Below are 25,117 nucleotides of genomic sequence, written 5' to 3'. Positions count from 1 at the left end.
TCTTGGGGGAATGTTTGGTTGCGGGGGTTCGCAATACGCTGGACCTGCTAGTCTCATCCATTGATCTGAAACCTGGCCCACATCCATGATTTCATTGGATAACTCGCTCGTGCTCGTGCGGCGCGACATCCTGTCGGTGTTTCAGGTCATTGCTTGCGAGCAGGCACATGACCACCCAAACCCAATCAAATTCAAAGGCAAATTCACCTCTTTCGATCCGTCTTAGCGACACCGAGCGTACGGCGCTTTTGAAAGCCGCTAATGGCACCGCGCTCTCCGTGTACGCCCGGAAGAAACTGTTCGGCGATGCGACGACGCTCCGGCAAAACCGGACACGCGATCCGATCGCCAGCGAGACGCATCTTGCCCAGGTTCTCGCGCGGCTTGGCCGTTCCGGCCTGGGCGCCAGTTTGCAATCACTCGCCGAGGACGCGCGTGACGGGGCGCTACTGTTGGATGATGAGACGGTCGCGTCCATCCACCGCGCCTGCGCCGATATTGCGGAAATTCGCTCCCTTCTTTTGCAGGCTCTTGGCCTCAAGGAAGGAGGGACAGAATGATTTTAAAGGGAACGCAACGAGGCGGCGGCGGTCAGTTGGCAGCTCATTTGCTCAGGACGGATGAGAACGATCATGTCGAGTTGCATGAGCTCCGGGGCTTTCTTGCGCAAAATCTGACGGGCGCTCTGAAAGAAGCTTACGCGATCAGTCGCGGGACGCGCTGCAAGCAATTCCTCTTTTCGCTGAGCCTGAGTCCTCCGCAATCGGAGGCCGTGCCGATCAAGGTCTTCGAGAAAGCACTCGCCGATATTGAAAACCAGCTTGGCTTGACCGGCCAGCCACGTGCCGTTGTTTTTCATGAGAAGGAAGGCCGTCGTCACGCTCATTGTGTTTGGTCGCGTATCGATGCCGACACGATGAGGGCAATCAACCTTCCATATTTCAAACTGAAATTGCGGGACGTGTCGCGGCAACTCTACATCGACAACGATTGGAATTTGCCGATGGGGCTCATGAACAGCGAGGAGGTGAACCCGCTTAATTTTTCACTGGCCGAATGGCAGCAGGCGAAGCGGCTGAAACTCAACCCCAAAGCCATCAAGGATGTCTTCCTCGATTGCTGGGCGACGTCGGACGGCCTCAAAGCTTTTCGCAATGCGCTGGAAGCGCGGGGCTTTTATCTGGCGAAAGGTGATCGACGGGGCTTTGTCGCGCTCGACTGGCGGGGCGAGGTTTACGCGGTCGGCCGCTGGTGCGGAAAAAGGTCCAAGGAAGTCCAGGCCAAACTGGGAAACCCGACTGATCTGCCATCAGTCGATATGGTCAAATCCCGACTGGTCGAAACGAACGAGCGAACACGCCTGCGTCTCAAATCCGAAGCCGAAGAGCATTTTGCGCAAGCCTCCCAGGGAATACAGGCAAAACGGGATAAGCTTTTGCAGAAACAGCGAACCGAAAGGGCAGAGTTGAAGACCGATCAGCGCAGCCGTTGGGTAGCGGCTACCAAGATTCGACAGGCGCGCCTGCCGCACGGTCTAAAGGCTGTCTGGTTCAGATTGACCGGACGATATGCCCGTATCCGCCAGCAAAATAAGGCTGAGGCGGATTTAATGCGCGAAAAGCTGCTCGTGGAAAAGCAGGCCGTTATCGAAGCCCACCTTCGGCACCGCCGTCAGCTTCTGAAAGAGATGCAGCAGGTGAAGAGGCTGTATGAACAGGAGATGGTTGCCATCGCCGATACGTTCAAATTCAGCCCGACGCTCAAACCCGCGAGGGCAGATCACAAGCCTGAATTGCGTCAATGATGGTGCTGGTCGAAAATTGCTTTTCGGAGCCGCCTTCGCCCGTCGTGGGGTGGCTCCGCAAAAGCAATTTGGCTTGCTTTTTGGTGAGCCGGAAACCCTGATCCTAGCTCCCGTTTGGGTATTTGCGGGTCAACATTTGGATATAGATCCTATTCCAGTTGCATCTTTGGGTATTTTTGGGTAAATTTATGGGTATGGGTCTGCAAGCCGACACACTGGAAATTACGCCGGAAATTCTCTCTCTGATCGCTGAGATCGATGAATTCAAGGGAGCATGGCGGGCGCTCGGCACCCTAGCACCGGAGCGGCTCTCAGCGCTTCGGCGCGTGGCCACCATCGAAAGCATCGGCTCGTCCACGCGTATAGAAGGTGCGAAACTCTCCGACAAGGAAGTCGAGCAGCTTCTCACCAATATCGAAATCAGAAAATTCGATACGCGTGACGAGCAGGAAGTCGCCGGTTACGCCCAGGTGATGGAAACCGTCTTCGCGAATTTCGACGCGATCGAGCTCACGGAAAACCATATCAAGCAGCTTCACCGGGATTTGCTGGCGCATAGCGCCAAGGACGAACGGCACCGCGGTGAGTACAAGACCAATACGAACCATGTGAGCGCCTTCGATGAGGAGGGCAAGGAAATCGGCGTGGTGTTTGAGACGGCGACGCCGTTCGATACGCCTCGCTTGATGTCAGAGCTCATCCAATGGACCAGCGCCGCCCTGGACACAGCCAAACTTCATCCGCTGCTCGTCATCGGCATCTTCACGGTGGTCTTCCTAGAGATCCATCCGTTTCAGGATGGCAACGGCCGCCTCTCCCGCATCCTGACGACGCTGCTTCTGTTGCGCGCCGGATATGTCTATGTGCCGTATTCCTCACTCGAAAGCATCGTGGAGAACAGCAAGGAAGGCTACTATCTCGCCCTCCGCCAGACGCAGCGGACAATCCGCAGCCCCAAACCGAACTGGCAACCCTGGACGGTCTATTTCCTGCGTGCGCTTCAGCAGCAAAAACAGCGATTGCAGAAGAAGATTGAGCGTGAGCGCATCGTCATGGATACGCTGCCGGAGCTATCGCTTCAGATCCTCGAAGCTGTCAAAGATCGCGGCCACATCACCATCGGCGAGATCGTCAAGATCACCGGAGCCAACCGCAACACGATCAAGAAACATCTCGCCGCATTGGTTGCAGCCAATCACATTGTGCAGCATGGCATTGGCAAGGGAACGTGGTATAGTCAAGGAGATCCGCAACGGTGACGATGAATAATTAACGTCGGTAAAGTGGAAGCAGCCGGCGACAATACTGCACGAAGTACACACAGCCTGTTGAAATTTACCGCTTCCAAGAAATTTTGGCCTTTCCGCACTTGCAAGAAACTTCCTTTGCTCCTGCGACAGGAATGTCGGCACGCACGGGCCGGTTACAATCCGCGCATATGAAGAGCGATGAAAGCTTCTCGATGTCCTCTAGGAGAACGTCGATGTCTCCGCCTGTGATTTTGCCAGGATTATCGTGCGAATCCAGATTGGCGATCAACGTCGAACCCGCAAGATCGGAGAATAGCTTGTTTTTAGCCAACTCCGGCGACTTCTCGTTCAAGGTTGCGCGAAGGCGGCCAAGGAGTTCGTCAGGCATGCGTTTTTCGTTGGTTTCGTTGAACCGAAACGAAACTTTGACCTCAAGGGCCGAACTGATTTCCTTCAGTACAGCTTCAAGGAGCTTTCGAAGGTCATTGGTGACGTCTTCTTTGCCCTTCTTTTTCTCGATAATCGCTGTCAGCGTCGCTGGGCTTTCATCGACCAGAATGCCGTTATCGTCGTCGGCATAAACCTCCCGGAAGCGCCAGCTTTTGTGATCCATTTCTTTCTTGATTAAATCAAACCAGATATTTTCATGTGTAAGGATAATGATCTGCCAATCGGAAAATTCGTCTCTGAGCAGTCGCAGCAGGCGTCGCCGGTGGTTTGTATCGAAGCTAGTAACGATATCATCAAGAACCAGGAATTTTGCTTTCTTGTTAAATATCCTGGCGTTGGCCAGAAATAGAACGATACCTAAGCTGTTCAGATGGCTTTCGCTCAAATATTTGCGCGGCGGTTGGGTGGCCTTACCATGGAACGAATATTCAAATTCGACCCCCTCTTCCCCTACCATCGCAAGACGGACATTATCTACCGCCTCCTTTGGGTGAAGCTTCCGGTAGAAGATGCCGACATCGTCGCTGATCTTATCGAGCACGGCTTGTAGCGCTGCATTCTGAACAAGTATGAACTCGTCGAAAATCGTAGAAAGAGTGATAATTTGCGCTTCGTAAGCGCTGATGACGCCCCGACACTTTTCATAGGCGTCAACTTGTTGGCTTAGGGTTTGAAGCTTTGTAAGTGCCTCTGCCACCTGCTTTTCAAGATCGGTCAGATCGAGCTTATTCGCGCTTTCGCGCGCCTTGGTGTGGGACGCTTCGCATTTAACACGAAGATCGGTGATTGTGCCGCTGAAGTCGTTTGGGGGCTCAAATATTTCGATGGCCGCAAACGCAGATGTTATGGCTTTGTGGTAATCGCGGAGCATGCCCAATGCGGCCTTCGCGCAATCAATTAATTCAGAGAAACCGTCCAGGTCGGCATGATCTGCGACCAACGCCTTCGCTTTGAGGCCCGTGCTGTTAACTGATTCAATCAGGGTGTCTTTCAGGGCCTTAGTGGCCTCCAGTTTGGTCTGAAGTTCGGCCATTTCGGCAAGCCGTTTCGCCACCTCGGATTGAAGATCGGAAAGGTCGTAAGGACTTAAGCAAAAAGGACACTGCTCATCAGTGAAGATTTCTTCATCGATGACAGCCTTGCCCTTAGCGAGAAAGTCGCTGAGTCGAAGCTGGTTAACGTTCTCTCGCTCCTTCGCAAGCGCGTTAAAACCGCCGGCAAAAGCCTCGGCACCTTTCAGAAGTTGGTCGATGTCTCGTTTAAGGGCGTCGCATGCCTTTTCGAGCTGGCCTAGACGCTCAGCGGCTTTGATCTTATCGGCGCTACTGCCATGACCGCGAAGCTCTTTCAAAGCGTCTTCGTAGGATTTTTCATCCGTTATGGATGTCTTGAGTCCGAATGGCTCAACAACGCTTTTTGCAATTTCAAGAAATGCTGCCCTATCCGGGACTATCTGGCCGGTAGCTTCGACCATATTGGATTGCAGCGTTTGAGACTGTTGTTTCGCAGTCGTATAGGCTCCTTCCTTTTGAAGGCTGTTTCTTGCCTGTTGGATCACCGACCTGAACTGCGTGATTTCTTCATAGCCTATGATCTTAGCAATTGCCTCGCGCTTGCTGCCTTTAGCCCGGTCTAGAAAATTGACGATATCTGCGTGTCGCAGAATGATATTGTCGCCTTTGAGTTCGCTTACCAACGATCCAGCATTGTCGTTGGCGTAACTCGTAGTCGTCTTCAGATCGACCGATAGGCTTTTTGTTCCGTGCTGATCTTTGCCGTCGAACTGGATCTCAACAACGCTGGCGTCGGCGTCGTCTGTGAGGACGTGACGGAGTGAATCTTGTTTGCAGTCTTCGCGCCATAGGTGGTCCACACGATCATAAAGGAACCATTCGAGCGCGTCTGTTATCGTGCTTTTGCCGGCCGCGTTTTCGCCGAATATCGCTACGCTTCTATTCTCCTTGGAGAAATCGAGCGGGAGATCGAACCTCGCGCCCCGAAAGGCCGACGCTTTCAGGTGCCTGAGCTTAGTCATTCCCCGCATCCTCCTCGGCTGGCGGTTTCGCACCTTTCAGCGCGGCTTTTCGGGTGTCTTCAAGCTTCCGAAGAAGGTTTGTCTTTGTGAGTTTGCTCTCGGATCGCAAATCACGTATGGCCACAATCGTCCCTGAGTCCACTCCCGCCTTTTTTGCCTGCGCATCCAGGAAGTCTGTGAGAACTTCGCTAGCCGATTTGATTTTCTCAGTAGTCACAATCTTTTACCTCCCCTATAATAATATTATGCGCATACTATTCGCACAAATGTACAACCTAAGTGAGCATGAGATCAAGCTTGTTCGCGGGGTAGTCGGTATCTACTTTATATTTCTGGCGACTCCAGGCATAACGTATCCTTTTGCAAGTTCGCGCTTGATTTACATCGGGATGAGCGGATCCAATCAAAACAGCATAGCAATGCGACTTCGGGGACACTTAACAGGCCAATCGGGCAACCTCGGCGTTATGAACTATGCCAATACCCACAATTTAAAATTCACATACTACTCGGCAGATGTATTACGGAGTTACGGCCCAGAAAATATCTATGATATGGAGCGATTTTTCTTGAGTAATTTCCTCAGTCATCATGGATCGTATCCTATCTGCAATGGCCAGGGCGGACGCGAAATAGCAGATGTATCGAATGGTATTTCGGCCGAGGTGGACTGGGATTTCTTCAGCTAGAGGCTGACTTAAAACTAACAGGCGCGGCAAGTAGCCACCTCTACATCACGCAAGAAAACTAGGGTCGACTACCTTCACCATTCCAGTGAAGGTGTCGACAAGGCCATCGGTAAGCTTGGCATAGATGTCGGCAAGAGAGGCGTCGGGTGCGAGATCAAGTCGTTTTGTAACTGCAAGAAGCTGGGATGGAATCGCGCCCCTGGTCAGGTGGGAATAGACTACACGAAGGTCATAGAGGACGTAGAGGGGCGACATGAGAGTCCCAATATCATCGTTGGGAGCGATCGTCTGGAGAATAGTTTGCAGTTGCTTGAGACTGCCAGTGCCTGGTGATTTGGCGCCAAGACTTGTGACGACTTTTCCGAGCGCACTGCTGTCGAGCGATTCAAGGTAAATTTTATTGAGTGTATCGGCGACGTGCCTGCGTTCCTTCAGAGTGTCCACGAGGGGCGGGTTGAAGGAAAGGGCAAGATCAAAGGCTTCCGCCTCCAGGTGACCAAAGGACACTCCAAAGCGCGTCAGACACTTGTCTAAAAAAATCGACCGTAGACTGAATAGTTTGTCTTCCTTGGTTTTGGGCGTGAAGACCAACTCGATCTGGCCGTCATAGAATTCGCTACCGAGCGCGTGGTCGGAGGGGATGTTCTCCGAGCGGAGGTAGTACTGTTCGCTCTCCGGCAGCTTTGCAATGTCGCCCAGCCACATGACGACATTGCCGTGACGGTTGATGCCAAAGCTTATGTAGTTGTCCTCAGCATCAATTGTACCGTAAGTGGTGGACGCGAATTTCACCCGATTACCGGGAGTGTTGTCGTACTTGAAGAGCACCTGTCGCTTGAAATATACAGGCTGCAAGAATCCTTCATCGAATGAACGATAGAGGCCAGGAAAATAGAAATATTCGTCAGGATCGTATAGAAATCGGATTTTCGTAAATCCAAAATCAGTAACATCCTTCTTGCGGTTTACGGTCACCTTGTTGGCCGACCGCCGAACGGCGTCTTGATGGAGTTGCACTATTGCGAAGCGCGATCGATCTGGCATCTGCTCATTGGCGCAGCTAGGACACCGCAAAACCGGTAAACCTTCAATGCTAATCGAAACACCTGAGACAATTTCGTTGAAGTCGATATAGGCAAGCTCGGAGTGTGACTTACAGTTGTCGCAATAGATGCGCTGTGGTTGGCCGTCGGTGGGAATGATATCTGAAATTTACATTGTTAATTAGAATGCGACCTCGAACGTCATAGTTTGGTTGCCTTTTTCAAAAACTTCGACAGCAAAAGCGGGTTTGGACCTATCAAGTTCCAGATAATAGCCGAGCACGTAGCCACAGACGTGTTCAGGGAGGGTGACACCGTCAGCAGACCATAGATTGTCGTAACTCGCCTTCGTCATAGCTCGAAGGCGCATGCGGTCCCTTTCTTTCTCTTCCGCCGGATGCTCAAGACGCTTCATCTCAACAGCAATGAGGTTGTCTTGGACTCGAACATTGCCCCTCGAATGGAGAATGATATCGACGCGGATCGAAATGGGATGCATCTGATCGTCGAGGATCGTCTTGAGCTGTCCGCCATTGCGATTATGCTCTGTGTCCACCGCATAGTCAGCAAGTCCAGCAGCCTCACGCTCGTGCTCCAGCGCCAGAGCTAGCCGAAAGCACAAGTTCTGCTCCGAGACGCCGCTAAGAATATGATCGCGCTCGCCATGCACAAACTTCTCTAGGGCGCGCTTGAATAATGGCGCAAGCGTCTCCGCATCCAAAAGCACTTCGGTAGTATCGGTCATGCGGTACTCTACCTCTGGAAGGTTTATTTTAAAACTTTCTTCTGCTGACGAATTCAACCTGCATTGCGATAAATCGGCGATACGGTCTACTGGCTCTGAATTGGGTTCAATGCCTTAGAGGAGCCAAGGGCCGGGGGGATGGAACGGGGGCGCGCAGCGGGCCCCCTTCCCAAGGGGGTTTTGTACTACAAAACACATCTTGCGGAGCGCGTTAATTCAGGAATCTGAAGATCAAACATTGTCGTGCGACGGTTCACTGAGCTTGCAATATGCGCAAGAGTGAAGACTTCCTCTCGGTCCTCGCAAAATGGTTTCCGGTCGGATGACCGGTTGCCGCGAGCGCGGCAAAGGTTGGATGCCGGGCGAGACAATCATGCGAAGTTTCGATAAGTTAGCCACATGATGGCTTTCGACTTGAAGAAGCTCGCCACAGAAGATCCGAAGAAAATGGAGGAGCTTGCCGCCTTTCATTGGTTCAGCAAAATGTGGGACGTCGAATACGATTACCTCGCACTTAGCGAACGCCCTGATTTTGTGATGAAACGTGGTGAGCAGTCTATTGGCGTCGAAGTTACGATGGCACAGCGATCGTTACCTGGGTCAGCTTTTCCAGCATATCAAATTGAAGCAGCCCAAAGACAGTTCGCTGAAGAGCTCCTGAAGGCCGTAGCTCCAAAACTTCACTTAGACATCGGGTTGATACTCAACGATGAGGTCGCTGTTGACAAACCAAGCGCGAAACGAGCGCTCGGCATTGTCGCTGATTTAATCGATGAAGTATCAGGTGGAATGGCGGGTCATTCGGTAGAGCTGCTTGTGCGCGCCGAAGATGACATCTCTTTCAGCGACCATCCGAAACATGTCTGCCCCGAAATTCCGGCCTTTCTCCAGCATATACAATTATTCAACGACGGGCAGACGTTTACTTCGATCTCGGGGAGTCGTGGGGGAACTGTGCACGATTATACTGAAGACGACCTGAGGAGCGTGCTGGAGAGAAAGCATGACGCGCTTAGAGGCTATAGCCAATGCGATGAGCAATGGCTCATCATTGTGGCAGGTCAGGTGCCGCCCATTTATCTTTTCGAAGAGCCGCCGAAAATTTTGCTCCCTTCCATGGCATCGACCTTTTACGGGGTATCAGTGCCAACACCGATTGACACAGATTTTGACCGAGTATTTTTCTTCAAATGTCCTGCGGAAGTGACGGAACTGACCGCATGATCTATCAAGGCTGATGCAGCGGCGGGGTGGTCGCTGCATTGGAAGATAGTTCGCCTAGTTCCTGAACGGTGCAGTGGAGAGCCAGCGGAATTCCGTTCGGGTCGTGTGCTCCGGTTCCCATATCACCCAGCAATATCGGTGCGTGTTGGTATAGCGGGTTGCTTGTTCCGGTTTTCCGTTTGGATAGCAGACGCAATCATCGAGCGCGTAGATAACCGAGGGCGGACGCCGGGTAAAACTGCCGTGGCGGTCCGGATGACAGAGCGAGGCGATGTTGAGCAACATGGCCACACGCCCACCGGTCCCTTCGCAGAAATGGAGCGCCTGCCGGACGAACCGATCGGCCAGGCCGCGACCATAGGGCGGATTGGTGATGATGTTCTTCCCACGCGGTATGCGCGTGCTTAGAAAATCCGTGTCGGGCGTGCCGAAACCGTAATCGTCGATATCGGTTGATACGACGAAATATCCCGCCGCTGTCAGTTCGCTTGAGATCCAGCCTTCGCCACAAGCGGGTTCCCATATCGATCCCTCAAAGTGTTCGGCATTGAGCAGGGCGCGGGTCGCCTCCGGCGGTGTCGGGTAATATTCGTTCGCTGCGCGGTTGGGACCGAGGCTTGCGCCCGCCATTAATGGCGAGCGCAAGGTTTCAGGTTGAGGGAGGCTCATGCGAACCCCCGTTCATCCGGCTCGGTAGGCACCAGAAACAGGACGCCGTTTCGGTTCACAAGGTCGGTCGGGATAATCTCGATCGAGATGACGCATCCCTTCTTGCCGCCTTTGCGAGCCCATGCAACGCCGATTTCGTAAGGGCGCGAGAGCACATCCTGGCCACTTTCGTCCTTGCCGGTGATACGTGAGAAGGTCAGTCGGTAAGGTGGTTTTTCTTTCTTTGTAGTCATGTCATTTTCCTTTCGTTTGTCCGGCCGGACCATCCGGCCGATGCAGCGGAAAGGACCGCGCGGCATAGCCGCCGCGTCACGGACAACACGGGAGCCCGAAGGGCGAATGGAGCGGGCAGGACATTGACGCGTCGGCGCCGTCGGTCACGCGCATCGAATACGGTCGGATGAGGACGGTCCGGCAAGCCGAAAAGGTGATGGGCTCATATGAGTGGAAAACCGCCGCGTTATGCACGCTCAGCATTGATGGGCAATGCAGAGAAAAGGGTTGAGGCCGTTACCCGTTAGAGGCCAGGCCCCTGCATATCAGGGACTATGTTCGCGGGATTGAGGTCAGCAGGCATCACCGGAGCAGCGGCTTTCGTAAACTGGCCGCCAAGTTTCTGAACAGGTTCTGCCGGTACGTAGCCAGGCATTTCGGCGCGAACCGCATCGGGCATCATTTCCTTCAGCTCGCTATCGAGTTCATCCAGGTCTTTTTCCGAAATCCCGCCTTCGGCGATCTGTTCGTGCGCCTCGTCGACATGGTTCTGGAATTCGAGAATAGCGGCGCGCTGTTGCTCCAAGGATGTTAGGGCCGCTTCATTTTCGAGATACGATTCCGCCCGCGGTCGGTAGTCGGCGATTGCGTCAGGATTGACTGACTCTTCAGAAAGACGCTGGCCGTGCTCATCATACACTCGCGTTCCGTCTTCCGTCTTAAACACGCGGCGGCCATCTTCCAGCACATGCGCGTCCTCAAGCATGGCTTGGCGCTCGGCCTGCAATTCCTCGATACGTTCACCGTTTTTCATGAGAGCTTTGACCGTGGCCTCATCATAGCGCTCCAGCTTCACTTCAAATTCCGCGATCTGCTGATCGGTGGCCATGAGGACGGTACCGGCCAGATCCATGAGTTCGGCTTCGCTACGATCGGCGGCCTCGTCTTTCTTCCGGTCCCGTTCCCGAGACACCCGCGCGAACTCAATAGTACGCTGCTGCTGAAGGAGCGTCGAATTTGCTACGCTATGGCTGAAGTGGCTGGCCAGTTGAATCATTACGCCCCGCATTCCTTTTTGGTGAGCACAAACAAGAGTGCCCCGGGCGACTGATCGGGATGGCGTTCAAACCAGGTCCGGATGACTTCCCACTGGCGTTTCGCATCAGAATGAAACCAGTCATAAATGCATTTCATACCGGTCACGTCCGGCTTGTCATTCTGGTAGCGGGCGATGGCCAATCCCTCGATAACGCCGGTGACGTAGCTGTAGCGTTTCTCCGGCTCTAGCTTGCTCATAATGTCGCCAGCGGTTTGTGCGCTGGCCGGCGCAACAGCAAGGGAAAGCGCGATGGAAGCCGCAGGCAATGCAGGTACCAGAGATTTGCTGTCTTTCGAGCGGTGCATAATCGTTCGATTACGCAATATTTTACATTGGGCTCCGAAATTTGCTATAATTGTTCTATAATATTGAAATAACAAGGCCTTAGCGAGATCAGAACATCCGCCCTGCCTTTACGAATAGCTAAGCGAGAAAAGGAACGTTTTCGTGACATACGGATGTGTTCTGAAACCTCGTAAGGCATTGAATTTATATGAAAATTGGATATATACGCGTCAGCACAAAAGAACAGGTTCATGACCGACAAATTGATGGTTTGAGGCTGCTCTGCGATCGATTACATATCGAAACCGTTTCGGCTGTGGCCGAAAGACGCCCAGTCTTCGATGAGCTGTTGGCGTCGTTAGCTCCCGGGGATACACTCGTCGTTGCCAGCCTCGACCGTGCTTTTCGCTCCACAGTGGACGCCCTCACCCAGGCCGAAGCCCTGCGCTCACGCGGCGTACATTTCCAGATCGTCAATCTTGGCGTGGACACCTCAACTGCAGACGGCAAACTCATCTTCACCGTTATCGCCGCCTTCGCGGAGCATGAACGCAACCGGCTTTCCGAGAGGACGAAGGAGGGATTGGTAGCCGCGCGGCGAAGAGGAGTACGACTTGGTCGCCCTTACAAGCTAACTAAATCTCAAGTAAAGGGAGCTGCCGCCCAATGCGGCTCGGGACGCAAAAGCCTTTCCACTTTGGCCCGCAAACTCGGAGTACATTCCAGTACTCTTCGGCGAAACTTTAAAAGACTTTAATAAATTGAATAGTAATTCTCTAAAAGTCCAGTTTGTTAATTTTCAGACGGGCGGGATACATTCTATCCATTAGAAAATCCACGATAACATAGTGTCCAATTTCATAGGCATAGTGAACGGCTTCCTTTCCATCATTGTCAGCGCGGAAGAGATCTATTCCATCACATTTTGCCAAGAATTCAACGCAGCTAAAATTACCAGATCCTGCCGATATATGCAGAGCGGTGCTACCTGTAAATTTATCGAAAAAATTAACGGAATCCGCGTTCTCGGCAACAGCCGCCTTTATCGTATCCAAATCTCCGTAATGTGCAGCTTCCAATATATTATTTTCCACAACTCCTCTATTTGTAATTAAATGTGAAAGGTCTAAGACTAAATTATACATTATAAAATTTTCCAAGGCCAATGCGTAAATTTTTCTAATACATCATCATCTTCGACAGGCGATATTTCAGAATAATCTAATAAATATCCTGGCGTCTGATAAGAATGAAGAGCGCAAGTTAATCCGCCGGTTTCAGCGATTTTTATAAGCGCATAGGCTGGGATACGCAGGTTGAGACTTGCCAAATGACAGCTTAAACCTTCCCGAGTACGGACGGCCACACCTGTGAAATGATTGTCCTGCCAGTCACTGCGGTCCGCCTTCGTCATCAGAAAGTGAGAGAACTCAAGCGCAGAGGGGCTGGCTATGAAGCGTGTATAGAGAAAACTTTCAGCCGGCAGCTGGCGAAACCACATCAGAACACATTCCGAGTCTAGTGAGGCTGGGAACGACGATGTCGACCCCTTATAAATGAAGATTTTGTCGTCAAAGAGCTTCATCGTATCGTCAATATCGCTCACAGAGATCGGCGAAGCGTATTGCATAGAAGTCGAGGCCCCCAACGTTTCCACGAAAGAGGGCCTGTTAAAACCAACATTCATGCCACTAACCACCGAGTTAAACGCGTGAATTATACGAATTGTCGCATCATGGATACGAGCGACTTGATCACTCTTTTTGGTAAGTAAATTTTTTAGTGTCTCAGCAGTAACATCCTCTTCGGGATCAAGGTCAAATATATTACCTTCTGCGTCAACAAATTTTTCAACTTCCAGATGTGAATGTATGGTGCTGCATACATATTCCTTAAAGCTTTCCCGGCCAGCGTTGCGGAGGTCCAAAGCCAAAAATCGCTGATATTCTGCAGTAAATCTTTTGATAACATCAAATTTGGTGCAGGCGTCGTAGCTATGCCGAAGAATTATCTCTTTTCTGCTCGGTACTATTCGTAAATTCATTATATAGAGCTTTGACCGCGCATCATTTGCTGTAAGACACTTAGTTGAATTGATGAGCCGCTGCTATGTTCAAACCGCGCACCTTTTTCGTCATTAATGACAAATATCTCGCCGGAAAAATGCTCGATACTAAAAGGGTGTCCGCGCTGAGTGGCTTTCTCTACGTCAATAAAAGTACGAAAATCGGCCCAGAAAGAGGCCAATGGGTCTTCGTTTGCCATTCCGTTTTCCGCGATTTCTCGAAAGGCGAGATGAGACAGCTCGCAAAACCGTTTGCATCCCTCGTCACCATGTTCCGACCTTAGATGCGATAAGAGTTTCAGCACCTGACTGCGTTCTTTTACAGGGAGACTATCTATCTGCGCCTTCTTCAGCGATGCCATAGCGGCGTCAATCTGTTTCTGAAGCTGATCGGACGAAAACTCTTCCACGTAGATTACGTTGTGGTCTCGCTGTATGTTTTTCGCAGAGGTTCGATGGAAAACTCGTATCGGGGGCATGTTATTCGCAGGGACTGCACGCCCAAACTTTTTCCAATCTGTCCATCCAGCCAAAGTTACCATCGTAATAGCTGTCTTTGGCGTAAAATCGTCGGCTTCGTCTGCTTCAACGGATTTGTCGGCTGATTTTCTCAGCCACTGCCAGATCCGGATAAGGATACTTCTCGCCATTCACCGTACTCCTGCCAGAATTCAACACATGCAATTACTACAGCTGTGAAACCATCGTGTTCGATGTTGAAATTTTTGATCGTTGTAGGAAATAACATTGACAAATAATGCTCACCATCTTGCCCAACAAGGTGTTGAAGATAATCTTTCATTAGTCGATAGCGCGCCTTGCGGCTTCTGAAGAAAATTTTTCGTAAAAAATTTTGACGATACTGATCATCTACCGTGATAAAGGTGCTGAAAGCCACAGCATTCGCCTCATCACGCGCATGTTGGGATGCATAAACCGCAACTCGCGCCATGAGCTTTTCTAACTGAGAGTTTGCTCCCAAGCCGCATGCAATCTCTAGAATGGTCGGATCGTGGTCAGGCCTTTCTTTCGCCTTTGCGATTCCGCTTGTTTGAAACTCACCTCGTTCAAATGCTGATTGCATATTAGGTACTTTACCGGCGAGAAATCGCTCTCCTTTTCCTTTAAACGGGCGAGAGTCCTCTACAAAAGTCTTGAGTGCTGGCGTCGCCATGTCCGCCGGCTTACCTTCTTCAGCCCAAGCCTCGTGAAAGGCTTCCAAAAGCTCTGCGAACTGCTCGCGCGAATTGACCAAGGCTATTCTCCGTCACGACCCGCAAAACGAATTTCCAACTGGCTTCCAGGTAGCGCTACATTTTTTGCGCTATCAGACAAAACTCGTCGGCTCTGGAGTTCATTTCCCGGTACGGCGTACATCGCAGTCATAGATAGTCTGCGGATTAAATTGGAACAGTAACGCTGGTCAGAAAGGACAATATCATGAGTTACTCGAACGGTAAAAGTGACGCCGAACTCGCCCGCCCCATCAGGCCGCAGCGCAACGAGAGTTACCTTGCGCGTCAGAACTACCTCAAAGGATACGCAGCGGGTTCTAAAAAGTAGAGCGAGCCGGTCGACCAGCGGCTGGCACCGTTGGCCGACCTAATCAAATCAGATCCACGCAAGGACCAATTTGATGAGCAAGAAAGTAACTCCCGGCTTTCCACAGCGCAACCGCCGCGCCCGGCGTTGCCCGGAGTTCACACCTGGGATCGGCTGTGATCGTCGTTCCGCCGGTGATGAACCCTGCCGAATGTGTGACGCATCAAAGACCGCCAGAGATCTTTACTGCATTGAGCAACACTGGACACTTCTAGTCCGCCAGTCCTGAACACAGCACAACTAGGCGGCGGTGAGTTCCGCCGCCTCCCCCAACGTCTTCTGAGGTTTGAGTCCTTTGAAGCGAACAGAGGAGGTATGTCATGATTTCCCAATTTGGAGACATCGCGCCCAAGGCCGTCATCGCCGGTGCGCTTGTTTACGGAGCCGTTTCTTGGGCGATAACCGGCCCGGAACTCGGCTCCCGCATTATCCGCGCTGACGGCTATCTGAACGGCTGCACGAAGCTGGTCGAGCAGCAAGTCGAAGAGCAGGCCGAGGCTGCCATCAGAAATATCCCTAAGCCGATGCTGACCCCGCAGCAGCAGACCGGCTTGGCCTTTCTGGATGCATTCAGCAAATCGCAGTTCGGTCGCCAGTTCAATGATGTGCTGGGACAGAGCGGGCTTTCGACGGACTCGATCGGCGCGATCGCCACGGCCCCTCTGGCGGGGGCGCAGCAGGCCTATCAAGACAAAGTCGATGCGGTGAAAGCCGCTACCGCAAGCCGGATGGGCGAGACGGCGGGATATTGTGGATGCCTTGCCGATGAAGTCGTCCAAAACAACCGTAATGACTGGGCGATCTATGCCGGGACGCTGACCTTCTACAAGCCCCCCGCCATCACCGACATCGGAAAGTTGATGAGCAACGCTGCCCGTGGCGGCGCATGCCAGAAAGCGGGAGGCTGACCATGACCGTATTTTACAAAGGCGGCGGCTGGGAGGTGACCCACCGCCTCGTGCGGACGCCGAAGAAATCCTTTGATGTCGGGAAGATCGAGTCCGTTTCACTCAAGCGCAATCTCTTCCTGATGTGCGCGCTTCCGTCGCTTGGTCTGCTGGGGTTGGGGCTCTCTTTCTGGAGGTATCTGTATGCGGGCGAGCAGGTCGCGCTGATCGCGCTTCCAATTGTGGTGCTGGCCGTGACCTGGCAGGTGGGTACGCTCAAGGTCGACAGTCTGGCTTTGCGCGACGACGAAGGCGGCACTATCTATGGCCGGTTTTCACGGCTGCTGCAGGTTCGCCGCGCGATAGAGCAGGCGATGGATGAGCGCCGTGAGGTGGCGTCATGAGTGCGCGCGCGGGCCACGCGGGGGCGTGGCAGATCAACGGACAGTTTCTCATTGCCGCCACGCTTGGGTGGGCCGCATGGTATTTCTGGCCCGACACATACGGGTTTTACGAATGCCTTTTCCCGTACATGTTCGCGGCAGGCGCGTTTCTCACGGGTTTCGATGCGCTGAAAAAGCTCTATCGCGATGCGCGGCTGCAAGGCGCCATCCGGAAATCACGCGAGGCAACGGACAGTCACGGCTCCGCGCGCGAGGCAACTTGGAAAGAGATCGTTGCGCGGGGAATGTCGCTTCCGGCCAGCGGCACGTTTCTCGGTCTCTATCGCAATCTGTATCCCGTCTTTGCGCCGCAGGATGCGCCCTTCAGCCTCACGGAAATCACCTCCGGCGGCGGCAAGAGCATCAAGTTGGTCATTGCCAATATTTTCCAGAGCGCGATGCGGGGCGAGAGTGTGGCTGTTGCAGACATCAAGCGCGAATTGGCGATCATGTGCGTCCCTCAGCTTGTAAAGCTTGGCTACGAAGTGTGGTGCGTCGATCCCTTGGGCATCCAGTCCGGCGATTTGCCGATCGTCGAAATCAATCCTTATCAGGCCGTCATCGACGCGGTATGCGCCGACGATGAGTTTCGCAAGGATGCCGTTTCGATTTCGCGCGACCTCGCGATCCTCAAATTGCCCAGTGACAAGGGTAACGAGAAGAACAGCTTTTTCGTCGGCGGCGCGCAGAAGCTGCTCACCTTCGGGCCGGTCTTTTTCGCCTATACCGACCCGTCGAAATGCACGCCCGCCAACTGTCATGACCTTCTGAACGATCCGCAGAATCTGGAGAAGACACTTCGATTTGTGCGTGATCACCTGACCGGCATGCGCAAGGACGATCCGGTCGTTCGGTATCTTAAAAGCGAGGCCAGCAGCCTGCTTGGCCTGATGAAAAACAACGCAGAGCAATTCGGTTCTTTTGTTGAATGGGCCACGCAGGCGCTTGCCCCGTATCACCAAGCGGGCCGCCTGGCCGAATATGGCGAGACCGCGTTCTTCAACATCGCCGATCTACGCGAGCGGCAGATTATCGTCTTCATCATGACGCCGCTCAGCCATGCGCGGGAATTCGCATCCTTCACTTCGATGCTGAACAATAATCTGATGGCGGCGGCCAAGCGATATCCCAACGGCAGACGCATCCGGCTGATCGTGGATGAATTCCTGAACTTCAAATTCGCCGATATCGCCTCCGACCTGGAGACGATGCGGGGCCTGAAGATGACGGCGGATTTCTATATCCAGTCGTTTTCCGGACTGGTGCGGAAGTATGGCAAGGAGACGGCTGCCGCGATCAATGACTATTGCGATTTGAAGATCTACGCAGGTCTGAACTCGTACGAACGCGCCAAAGCCGTTTCGGACATGCTCTCGGACATGACGGTTCGATCGCAGGATTACTCCCACAAGCTGCACCCTGACGACCTTAATGTCAGCTCGAAGGAACATGCACGCCGTTTGATGACGCCTGACGAAACCCTCGCCATGTCGAAGGATGAAGCATGGGTGTTTGTGAAGGGCCTGCGGCCGATGCGCCTGAAGCTTATCCACTATGGCGAAGTCTCCCCGTGGCGGGATGGCTGGGTTGCCGACAACCCGCTGGAGGGGCCGCCCCTCAAAGCGCCTACGCGGTTCGGAATCGAATACGGGGAGACAAGCGATGCGTGAGATGAAAATCACCGGTGTCGACTACCGACGGGCGTATCGAACGGAGACCAAGGATAGCTTTCTCGCCCGGTTTTGGCGTGGCGGACGCTATTTCGTTTGGATCGTCCCTCTCTTTTGTTTGCCTTTCGCGGTGGGGCAGATAGGCACGCCGCATGTCCTGCTGAGCTACGAGTATTACCAGCGCGGCGGCGAACCCTTCTATACGCACTGCGCCTATTTCGGACTGCATAGCCGTCAGGTTCGCCCCGGCGATGGCCGCTGTCCGCTTATCAAGATGATTGCTGAATAGAGGAGCCTGACATGGCCGATGACCTCTTTACGTCCGCGCGCGAAAGCGAGGTGCGCGCGGCTTTTGACGAAGCCAGGAAAGAGGGGCCGTACTATCCCCATCAACCAAAGGCGCTTGTCGCCCATGACCAGCGCGTCCGCCACGTGCAGGAAAAACTGAAGTCTCATCTCGAAAAGCATTCTCCCGCGTGGGAAGCCAAGGAGCTTGAGAAAATCAGCGAGAAAAATCCCACGATCTTCCAGAAAAACTACAACATGATCGCCGGGAGCGCGGGTCCTTATTATTCGAAGGCGAGACTGACGCAGCGCGCCGTCAAAGAGGTGGAGGCCCGCTGTAGCAAACGGCTATCGAAGCTGAGCGAAACCGCACAAGGTATGCGCGTAAAACTTGGTGGAACGCCTCATGGCCCCGAACCGGATGACTTAACGCCGCCATTCACAATCAATACTTAGGAATTACTTCTTGACATGAAGTAAATATTCCTATAATACTTGTATTGAAAGATTTGACTAATATGACGAGAGAGAGCGACAATAATAAACAACGAAACATGAAGGCCAATCCTTTGGGCCTCGATTCCCGTCTCGTCGAATTTGTGCGCTTCATGGCTCGTCGCGCTGCCGAATCCGATTACGATGCTTGGGAGGAGAAGCACCGGGGAGCCGTCGATAAGCCAGAAAGGAACACCTTTTGATATGATCCGCGCCGCCATTTACGCTCGCTATTCTTCCGACCAGCAACGCGAAGCCTCGATCGAGGATCAGATTCGCGTTTGCCGCGAGCGTGCGGAGCGTGAAGGTTGGGCTGTCATCAACTGCTATACCGACCACGCGATCAGCGGGGCCAGCCTGATGCGGCCCGGCATTCAAATGCTGATGCAGGATGGCGCGGCAGGCAACTTCGACGTGGTGCTGGCCGAAGACCTCGACCGGCTGTCGCGCGATCAGGAGGATATTGCCGGGTTCTACAAGCGGATGAGCTTCGCCGATATTGAGATCCATACGTTGTCGGACGGCAAGATCAACGATCTGCATATTGGCCTGAAAGGCACGATGAATGCCCGGTTCCTGAAAGACCTTGCGCAAAAGACGCGGCGTGGCCTGCGTGGGCGTGTAGAGGCTGGCAAGTCCGGGGGTGGCAACTCCTATGGCTATAAGGTTGTCAAGAAGCTGGACGCGAAAGGCGAGCCGATCCGTGGCGACCGCGAAATCATTCCGGAAGAGGCCGAAATCATCCGCCGTATATTCATGGAATTTGCTGCCGGACATTCGCCTCGCGCGATCGCTGCAGGACTTAATGAGGAGAAGATTCCGGGACCACGGGGAAAAGAGTGGGGGGCATCGACCATTTATGGCAATCGTCGGCGCGGCAACGGAATTCTGAATAACGATCTCTATATCGGAAAGCTGGTCTGGAACAGGCTTCGCTATATCAAGGACCCTGATACCGGAAAACGCGTCTCACGCCTCAATCCAAAATCCGAATGGCTTACGACCGACGTACCGGAATTGCGCATTGTCGATGACGAACTCTGGCAGCGGGTCAAAGGGCTTCAGGACGAGCTTGCCGAGAAGGGCGATTTCAGAAAATGCCCAAGACCGCCAAAACTTCTCTCCCATCTTCTCAAATGCAGCGAATGCGGTGGAGGCTTCTCAAAAATCTCCAATACCCATTACGGCTGCTCGACAGCGCGCAACAAAGCCACATGTACCAATCGCCGCGCGATCAAGCAGGATGCGCTGGAAGAAGCGGTGATTAACGCGCTACGAACGCACTTGATGGATGCGGAACTCTGCGAGCGTTTTTGCGAGGAATATACCGCGCATATGAATCACTTGATCAAATCGCGGACGACGCAGCGGGCGCGATACGAGCGGGAACTTCGCGAGCTCGACAAGCAGACCGATAACATCATTGAAGCCATTAAAGCCGGTCTCGCCAACCAGCGCCTCAAAGAGGAGCTGGACTCCATCTGTGAACGCGAAAGCGAGCTGAAACTTCTACTGACAAACCTGGCAGCGCCGCCGCCGATCCTGCATCCTTCGATGGCGTTGCGATATAAAGAGGAGGTAACAAACCTTGTCCGAACCCTGAATGATCCCGATCATCGCGCGGAAGCGTCACAGCTTCTTCGCAAGCTTGTCGATAAAATTGTCCTGAAGCCGGACCCGGACGGAACCGGGCTGCTGATAGACTTGTACGGCGATCTTGCGGGAATTCTGAACTTCGCCGCGCATAAGGATAATCCTTTGAAATTAAAGGAAATATCCATGTGGCAGGAAACGCTGGTTGCGGGGGTAGGATTTGAACCTACGACCTTCAGGTTATGAGCCTGACGAGCTACCGGGCTGCTCCACCCCGCGTCACCAAGTTTCGGGCGCTGTGAGGCAGCCCGTCTTTTTCGTTTGCCCGTCCTGGCAGGTCCTGGCCTGCTGCGGGCGGTGCGGGGCGGCTCCTCGCCCGCGTCACCAAGTTTCGGGCGCTGTGAGGCAGCCCGTCTTCTTCGTCTGCCCGTCCTGGCAGGGCGTTGCCTGCTGCGGGCGGTGCGGGGCGGCTCCTCGCCCGCGTCACCAAGTTTCGGGCGCTGTGAGGCAGCCCGTCTTCTTCGTCTGCCCGTCCTGGCAGGGCGTTGCCTGCTGCGGGCGGTGCGGGGCGGCTCCTCGCCCGCGTCACCATTTCTACCGGGCGGTGTGTGGTGCCCGGTCTTTGTCTGCGCCTGTGACCGCTGGTCCTTGCCCCTTGTTGGGCTTTCGGACCTTCGAACAGACACCCCGTCGGCGAGAATGGATCTCGTCCGGCAGGCCGGAGACGGCAAAGGGTCGTTTCCGGCAAGGTGCGATTGTGATGAGAAGATATTGGAAGCGGGTGCGCCCGGGGGCTGCCGTCATTGGCCAGCCATCGTTTGACGATGGCCGGAACGGCGACCGATGCACTTTATAGACCTGGCAGCGACCTACTCTCCCGCGTCTTAAGACGGAGTACCATCGGCGCTGGAGCCTTTCACGGCCGAGTTCGGCATGGGGTCGGGTGTTTGAAGCTCCGCAAGAACCACCAGGTCGATAAAATGCATCGGCTTCGCCAAGCGAAGCCTTTTGTTTTCGTTCTCACGGCTCATACCGCGCCCTACCGGGCGCTGAGCCTGCGAACCACGCGGAGCAAAAGCTCCGGCCCGCCTTGCGGGCTCGGACACGGGATCTGTGTCCGGGCGATCCGCCTTTGATCGGGACGCTTGCACGTACCGCGACCGAGGCTGAGAACATTTTGGAAGCTGGTGTCTTTCCGGCGGCTTGCGCCGCTCCGCCAGACCGGAGGTCCGACGAGTCGTTTCGTCCGGCGATTGATCTTTCGGACCAAAAGGTCCGCAAGGTCAAGGGCCGCCGCGCCTTGTGGCGCACCCCGTCCGGAGGATCAGCACCCGGCAGGGTGCGATACGATCCGCGAGGACAAAACAAACAATGATCTTTTATGGCCGGCAGTCCTGATCCAGAAAGTCTGCAACTTTCCAGGTCGCTGCCGGTCCAATGATCATCGTTTCACGATGATCATTGGCAAATGAGAACGATCAAGCCGATCGGGCAATTAGTACCGGTAAGCTTCACGCTTTGCAGCGCTTCCACACCCGGCCTATCAACGTGGTCGTCTTCCACGGCCCTGATAGGGAATACTCGTTTTCAGGTGGGTTTCCCGCTTAGATGCCTTCAGCGGTTATCCCGTCCGTATATAGCTACCCTGCAATGCGGCTGGCGCCACAACAGGTCCACCAGAGATACGTCCATCCCGGTCCTCTCGTACTAGGGACAGATCCTGTCAATATTCCTACACCCACGGCAGATAGGGACCGAACTGTCTCACGACGTTCTGAACCCAACTCACGTACCGCTTTAAATGGCGAACAGCCATACCCTTGGGACCTGCTCCAGCCCCAGGATGCGATGAGTCGACATCGAGGTGCCAAACAACCCCGTCGATATGGACTCTTGGGGGTCATCAGCCTGTTATCCCCGGCGTACCTTTTATCCGTTGAGCGATGGCCCTTCCACACGGGACCACCGGATCACTATGACCGACTTTCGTCTCTGCTCGACTTGTCAGTCTCGCAGTCAGGCGGGCTTATGCCATTGCACTCGTCGAACGATTTCCGACCGTTCTGAGCCCACCATCGCGCGCCTCCGTTACTCTTTAGGAGGCGACCGCCCCAGTCAAACTACCCACCATGCACGGTCCCGGACCCGGATAACGGGTCGCGGTTAGACATCCATGCCGACAAGGGTGGTATTTCAAGGGTGGCTCCACCCCCGCTGGCGCGGAGGCTTCAAAGCCTACCACCTATCCTACACATGTCGGCACAAATGCCAGTGCAAAGCTATAGTAAAGGTGCACGGGGTCTTTCCGTCTAACCGCAGGTACCCCGCATCTTCACGGGGAATTCAATTTCACTGAGTCTATGTTGGAGACAGCGGGGAAGTCGTTACGCCATTCGTGCAGGTCGGAACTTACCCGACAAGGAATTTCGCTACCTTAGGACCGTTATAGTTACGGCCGCCGTTTACTGGGGCTTCAATTCAAGGCTCTCACCTCTCCTCTTAACCTTCCAGCACCGGGCAGGCGTCAGACCCTATACGTCGTCTTGCGACTTCGCAGAGCCCTGTGTTTTTGGTAAACAGTCGCTACCCCCTGGTCTGTGCCACCCTCCTTCACTTGCGTAAAAAAGGGTCACGCTTCTTCCGAAGTTACGCGTGCAATTTGCCGAGTTCCTTCAACATAGTTCTCTCAAGCGCCTTGGTATACTCTACCTGTCCACCTGTGTCGGTTTCGGGTACGGTCTCATGGTGGAGCTATTTCCTGGGACCGCTTCGCCGCCAAACCAATCCGTTAAGGATTGACGACATACGCGATCCGTCACTACCACCTGGCCTGGGAATATTCACCCAGTTCCCATCGACTACGCCTTTCGGCCTCGCCTTAGGGGCCGGCTAACCCTGCTCAGATTAACTTTAAGCAGGAACCCTTGGACTTTCGGCGAGGGGGTCTCTCACCCCCTTTATCGTTACTCATGTCAGCATTCGCACTTCTGATATCTCCAGGACGCCTCACGGCTATCCCTTCGCAGACTTACAGAACGCTCCGCTACCGCTTGCCATAAAGACAAGCCCTCAGCTTCGGTGCACGGCTTGAGCCCCGGTACATTTTCGGCGCAAAACCCCTTATTTAGACCAGTGAGCTGTTACGCTTTCTTTAAATGATGGCTGCTTCTAAGCCAACATCCTGGTTGTTTTGGGAGTCTCACTTCCTTTCCCACTTAGCCGTGACTTGGGGACCTTAGCTGGAGGTCAGGGTTGTTTCCCTCTCCACGACGGACGTTAGCACCCGCCGTGTGTCTGCCGCTCAGTACTTCTCGGTATTCGGAGTTTGGTTAGGATCAGTAAGACGGTGAGTCCCCATAGCCCATCCAGTGCTCTACCCCCGAGAGTATAAAAGCGACGCTCTACCTAAATAGATTTCGCGGAGAACCAGCTATTTCCGAGTTTGATTGGCCTTTCACCCCTAGCCACAGTTCATCCCGACACATTGCAACGTGTATGGGTTCGGCCCTCCAGTTGGTGTTACCCAACCTTCAGCCTGACCATGGCTAGATCACTCGGTTTCGGGTCTAATGCGTCGTACTGTTCGCCCTATTCAGACTCGCTTTCGCTGCGCCTTCACCTATCGGCTTAAGCTTGCACGACACACTAAGTCGCTGACCCATTATACAAAAGGTACGATGTCACCCTTGCGGGCTCCATCTGTTTGTAGGCAACCGGTTTCAGGAACTCTTTCACTCCCCTTGTCGGGGTGCTTTTCACCTTTCCCTCACGGTACTTGTTCACTATCGGTCATGCACGAGTACTTAGGCTTGGAGGGTGGTCCCCCCATATTCAAGCAGGATTTCACGTGTCCCGCCCTACTCAAGAACCATGGTTCGCATTATGCGTACGGGGCTGTCACCCACTACGGCCCGCCTTTCCAGACAGTTCCGCTTGGCTCACCATGATTACTGGCCTGATCCGCGTTCGCTCGCCACTACTAGCGGAGTCTCGTTTGATGTCCTTTCCTACGGGTACTGAGATGTTTCAGTTCCCCGCGTTCGCTTCTAACACCTATGTATTCAGCATTAGATACCCTTATATCGAACCATAGAAACCGCATGAGCCACCCGCAACAAAGTGCGAACGGCTCATCCGATTTTCTATGGCTCAAGGGTGGGTTTCCCCATTCGGAAATCGCCGGATCAAAGCTTATTCGCAGCTCCCCGACGCTTATCGCAGCGTATCGCGTCCTTCATCGCCTGTGCATGCCAAGGCATCCACCAATTGCCCTTAAGACACTTGATCGTTCTCATTGCCAATGATCATCACGCTACGCGCGATTTTCATGTCCTCACGGCCGTTCGGCACCTTATCGGTGCCTGGCCTGCGGACGGCGCGTCGCATAAGCGACGTCGCGCGCTTGCGCTCTGGCTGCCGCAAGACCTCCATTAGGAGATCAGGTGCAGACCGAAGCGCTCTATGATCATCAGCAGAAAGACCAGCTTCCAGAGATCCGCCCGATCGCCGCGGTTAAGTGGCGAACATATGCATGCGGCTAATGAGCATGCCGCAATGCGCACCGGACACCC

At 53.8% G+C, this 25,117-nt stretch carries 21 protein-coding genes, 1 tRNA gene, 2 rRNA genes and 1 pseudogene; 11 read left to right on the top strand and 14 right to left on the bottom strand.

Features of this window, described 5'->3' with window-relative positions; genetic code table 11:
• Positions 1-167 precede the first annotated feature (167 nt).
• The 3 genes from B7H23_RS07735 (at position 168) to B7H23_RS07725 (ending at position 3,063) form a co-directional block, all read left to right on the top strand.
• Entirely contained in the window at positions 168-560 is a 393-nt protein-coding gene (locus tag B7H23_RS07735) for a hypothetical protein (RefSeq protein ID WP_094076703.1), read from the top strand.
• On the top strand, positions 557-1,804 hold the full coding sequence (locus B7H23_RS07730) for a relaxase/mobilization nuclease domain-containing protein (protein ID WP_094076702.1): 1,248 nt from the start codon (positions 557-559) through the stop codon (positions 1,802-1,804). The genes B7H23_RS07735 and B7H23_RS07730 overlap by 4 nt, the downstream gene beginning before the upstream one ends.
• Before the next feature lie 188 nt (positions 1,805-1,992).
• Entirely contained in the window at positions 1,993-3,063 is a 1,071-nt protein-coding gene (locus B7H23_RS07725; protein ID WP_240535001.1) for a Fic family protein, read from the top strand.
• Positions 3,064-3,139: 76 nt separating this feature from the next.
• Here the strand turns inward: B7H23_RS07725 and B7H23_RS07720 are convergent, their stop codons facing one another.
• The 3 genes from B7H23_RS07720 to B7H23_RS07700 form a co-directional block, all read right to left on the bottom strand.
• Positions 3,140-5,539: an AAA family ATPase gene (locus tag B7H23_RS07720; RefSeq protein WP_094076700.1), complete on the bottom strand. Its 2,400-nt coding sequence runs from the start codon at positions 5,537-5,539 to the stop codon at positions 3,140-3,142.
• Between the two features lie 734 nt (positions 5,540-6,273).
• Positions 6,274-7,203 carry a hypothetical protein gene (locus B7H23_RS07705; RefSeq protein ID WP_206608861.1) on the bottom strand — a complete coding sequence of 310 codons (930 nt, stop codon included), beginning with the start codon at positions 7,201-7,203 and terminating at the stop codon, positions 6,274-6,276.
• Between the two features lie 249 nt (positions 7,204-7,452).
• Positions 7,453-8,016 (bottom strand): hypothetical protein, encoded by a 564-nt coding sequence (locus B7H23_RS07700; RefSeq protein ID WP_094076697.1) that lies wholly within the window; start codon positions 8,014-8,016, stop codon positions 7,453-7,455.
• A gap of 399 nt (positions 8,017-8,415) precedes the next feature.
• Here B7H23_RS07700 and B7H23_RS07695 point away from each other — a divergent pair, with 399 nt between their 5' ends.
• Entirely contained in the window at positions 8,416-9,240 is an 825-nt protein-coding gene (locus B7H23_RS07695) for a hypothetical protein (RefSeq protein ID WP_094076696.1), read from the top strand.
• A 54-nt stretch (positions 9,241-9,294) separates the two neighbouring features.
• Here B7H23_RS07695 and B7H23_RS07690 read toward each other — a convergent pair whose 3' ends face one another.
• From B7H23_RS07690 to B7H23_RS07675, 4 genes are all read right to left on the bottom strand, one after another.
• Complete coding sequence (locus B7H23_RS07690) at positions 9,295-9,909, bottom strand: TRM11 family methyltransferase (RefSeq protein ID WP_143534742.1); 615 nt, start codon at positions 9,907-9,909, stop codon at positions 9,295-9,297.
• On the bottom strand, positions 9,906-10,142 hold the full coding sequence (locus B7H23_RS07685; RefSeq protein ID WP_143534741.1) for a hypothetical protein: 237 nt from the start codon (positions 10,140-10,142) through the stop codon (positions 9,906-9,908). Before B7H23_RS07685 ends, B7H23_RS07690 begins: the two co-directional genes overlap by 4 nt.
• Before the next feature lie 284 nt (positions 10,143-10,426).
• Entirely contained in the window at positions 10,427-11,179 is a 753-nt protein-coding gene (locus tag B7H23_RS07680) for a hypothetical protein (RefSeq protein ID WP_094076693.1), read from the bottom strand.
• Positions 11,179-11,526, bottom strand: coding sequence for a hypothetical protein (locus tag B7H23_RS07675; RefSeq protein WP_094076692.1), 348 nt, complete (start codon positions 11,524-11,526; stop codon positions 11,179-11,181). The genes B7H23_RS07680 and B7H23_RS07675 overlap by 1 nt, the downstream gene beginning before the upstream one ends.
• A 188-nt stretch (positions 11,527-11,714) precedes the next feature.
• On the opposite strand from B7H23_RS07675, the gene B7H23_RS07670 reads away from it, so the two are divergent.
• The gene (locus B7H23_RS07670) at positions 11,715-12,263 is read left to right on the top strand and encodes a recombinase family protein (RefSeq protein ID WP_094076691.1); all 549 of its coding nucleotides are present in this window, start codon (positions 11,715-11,717) and stop codon (positions 12,261-12,263) included.
• Positions 12,264-12,282: 19 nt separating this feature from the next.
• On the opposite strand, the gene B7H23_RS07665 is transcribed toward B7H23_RS07670, so the two are convergent.
• Genes B7H23_RS07665 through B7H23_RS15875 form a run of 4 tightly spaced genes read right to left on the bottom strand, consistent with a single transcriptional unit; the run spans position 12,283 to position 14,826 of the window.
• On the bottom strand, positions 12,283-12,651 hold the full coding sequence (locus tag B7H23_RS07665) for an ankyrin repeat domain-containing protein (RefSeq protein WP_094076690.1): 369 nt from the start codon (positions 12,649-12,651) through the stop codon (positions 12,283-12,285).
• The gene (locus B7H23_RS07660; RefSeq protein WP_094076689.1) at positions 12,651-13,550 is read right to left on the bottom strand and encodes a hypothetical protein; all 900 of its coding nucleotides are present in this window, start codon (positions 13,548-13,550) and stop codon (positions 12,651-12,653) included. Before B7H23_RS07660 ends, B7H23_RS07665 begins: the two co-directional genes overlap by 1 nt.
• A complete protein-coding gene (locus B7H23_RS07655) occupies positions 13,550-14,221 on the bottom strand; it encodes a hypothetical protein (protein ID WP_094076688.1) in 672 nt (223 codons plus the stop codon). The genes B7H23_RS07660 and B7H23_RS07655 overlap by 1 nt, the downstream gene beginning before the upstream one ends.
• Positions 14,182-14,826 (bottom strand): hypothetical protein, encoded by a 645-nt coding sequence (locus tag B7H23_RS15875; RefSeq protein ID WP_143534740.1) that lies wholly within the window; start codon positions 14,824-14,826, stop codon positions 14,182-14,184. Before B7H23_RS15875 ends, B7H23_RS07655 begins: the two co-directional genes overlap by 40 nt.
• A gap of 667 nt (positions 14,827-15,493) precedes the next feature.
• Between B7H23_RS15875 and B7H23_RS07650 the strand changes: the two genes are divergently transcribed.
• The 6 genes and pseudogenes from B7H23_RS07650 to B7H23_RS16225 form a co-directional block, all read left to right on the top strand.
• Positions 15,494-16,081: a hypothetical protein gene (locus B7H23_RS07650; RefSeq protein ID WP_094076687.1), complete on the top strand. Its 588-nt coding sequence runs from the start codon at positions 15,494-15,496 to the stop codon at positions 16,079-16,081.
• A 2-nt stretch (positions 16,082-16,083) separates the two neighbouring features.
• The gene (locus B7H23_RS07645) at positions 16,084-16,464 is read left to right on the top strand and encodes a hypothetical protein (RefSeq protein WP_094076686.1); all 381 of its coding nucleotides are present in this window, start codon (positions 16,084-16,086) and stop codon (positions 16,462-16,464) included.
• A complete protein-coding gene (locus B7H23_RS07640; RefSeq protein ID WP_094076685.1) occupies positions 16,461-18,173 on the top strand; it encodes a type IV secretory system conjugative DNA transfer family protein in 1,713 nt (570 codons plus the stop codon). Before B7H23_RS07645 ends, B7H23_RS07640 begins: the two co-directional genes overlap by 4 nt.
• Positions 18,166-18,462 (top strand): hypothetical protein, encoded by a 297-nt coding sequence (locus B7H23_RS07635; protein ID WP_143534739.1) that lies wholly within the window; start codon positions 18,166-18,168, stop codon positions 18,460-18,462. The genes B7H23_RS07640 and B7H23_RS07635 overlap by 8 nt, the downstream gene beginning before the upstream one ends.
• Positions 18,463-18,473: 11 nt before the next feature.
• A complete protein-coding gene (locus B7H23_RS07630; RefSeq protein WP_094076683.1) occupies positions 18,474-18,914 on the top strand; it encodes a hypothetical protein in 441 nt (146 codons plus the stop codon).
• A gap of 183 nt (positions 18,915-19,097) precedes the next feature.
• Positions 19,098-20,219: pseudogene (locus tag B7H23_RS16225) on the top strand (recombinase family protein); the annotation flags it as partial.
• 529 nt (positions 20,220-20,748) lie between these two features.
• Here B7H23_RS16225 and B7H23_RS07620 read toward each other — a convergent pair.
• From B7H23_RS07620 to B7H23_RS07610, 3 genes are all read right to left on the bottom strand, one after another.
• A tRNA-Met gene (locus B7H23_RS07620) sits at positions 20,749-20,825 on the bottom strand.
• 577 nt (positions 20,826-21,402) lie between these two features.
• A 5S ribosomal RNA gene (rrf, locus tag B7H23_RS07615) occupies positions 21,403-21,518 on the bottom strand.
• Between the two features lie 502 nt (positions 21,519-22,020).
• Positions 22,021-24,833, bottom strand: a 23S ribosomal RNA gene (locus B7H23_RS07610).
• Between the last annotated feature and the right edge of the window lie 284 nt (positions 24,834-25,117).

The sequence above is a fragment of the Notoacmeibacter marinus genome, from assembly GCF_002238045.1.
Classification (GTDB): domain Bacteria; phylum Pseudomonadota; class Alphaproteobacteria; order Rhizobiales; family Rhizobiaceae; genus Notoacmeibacter; species Notoacmeibacter marinus.
The sequence above is the reverse complement of the archived record's forward strand: the minus strand, read 5'-3'. Positions and strand labels throughout refer to the sequence as shown.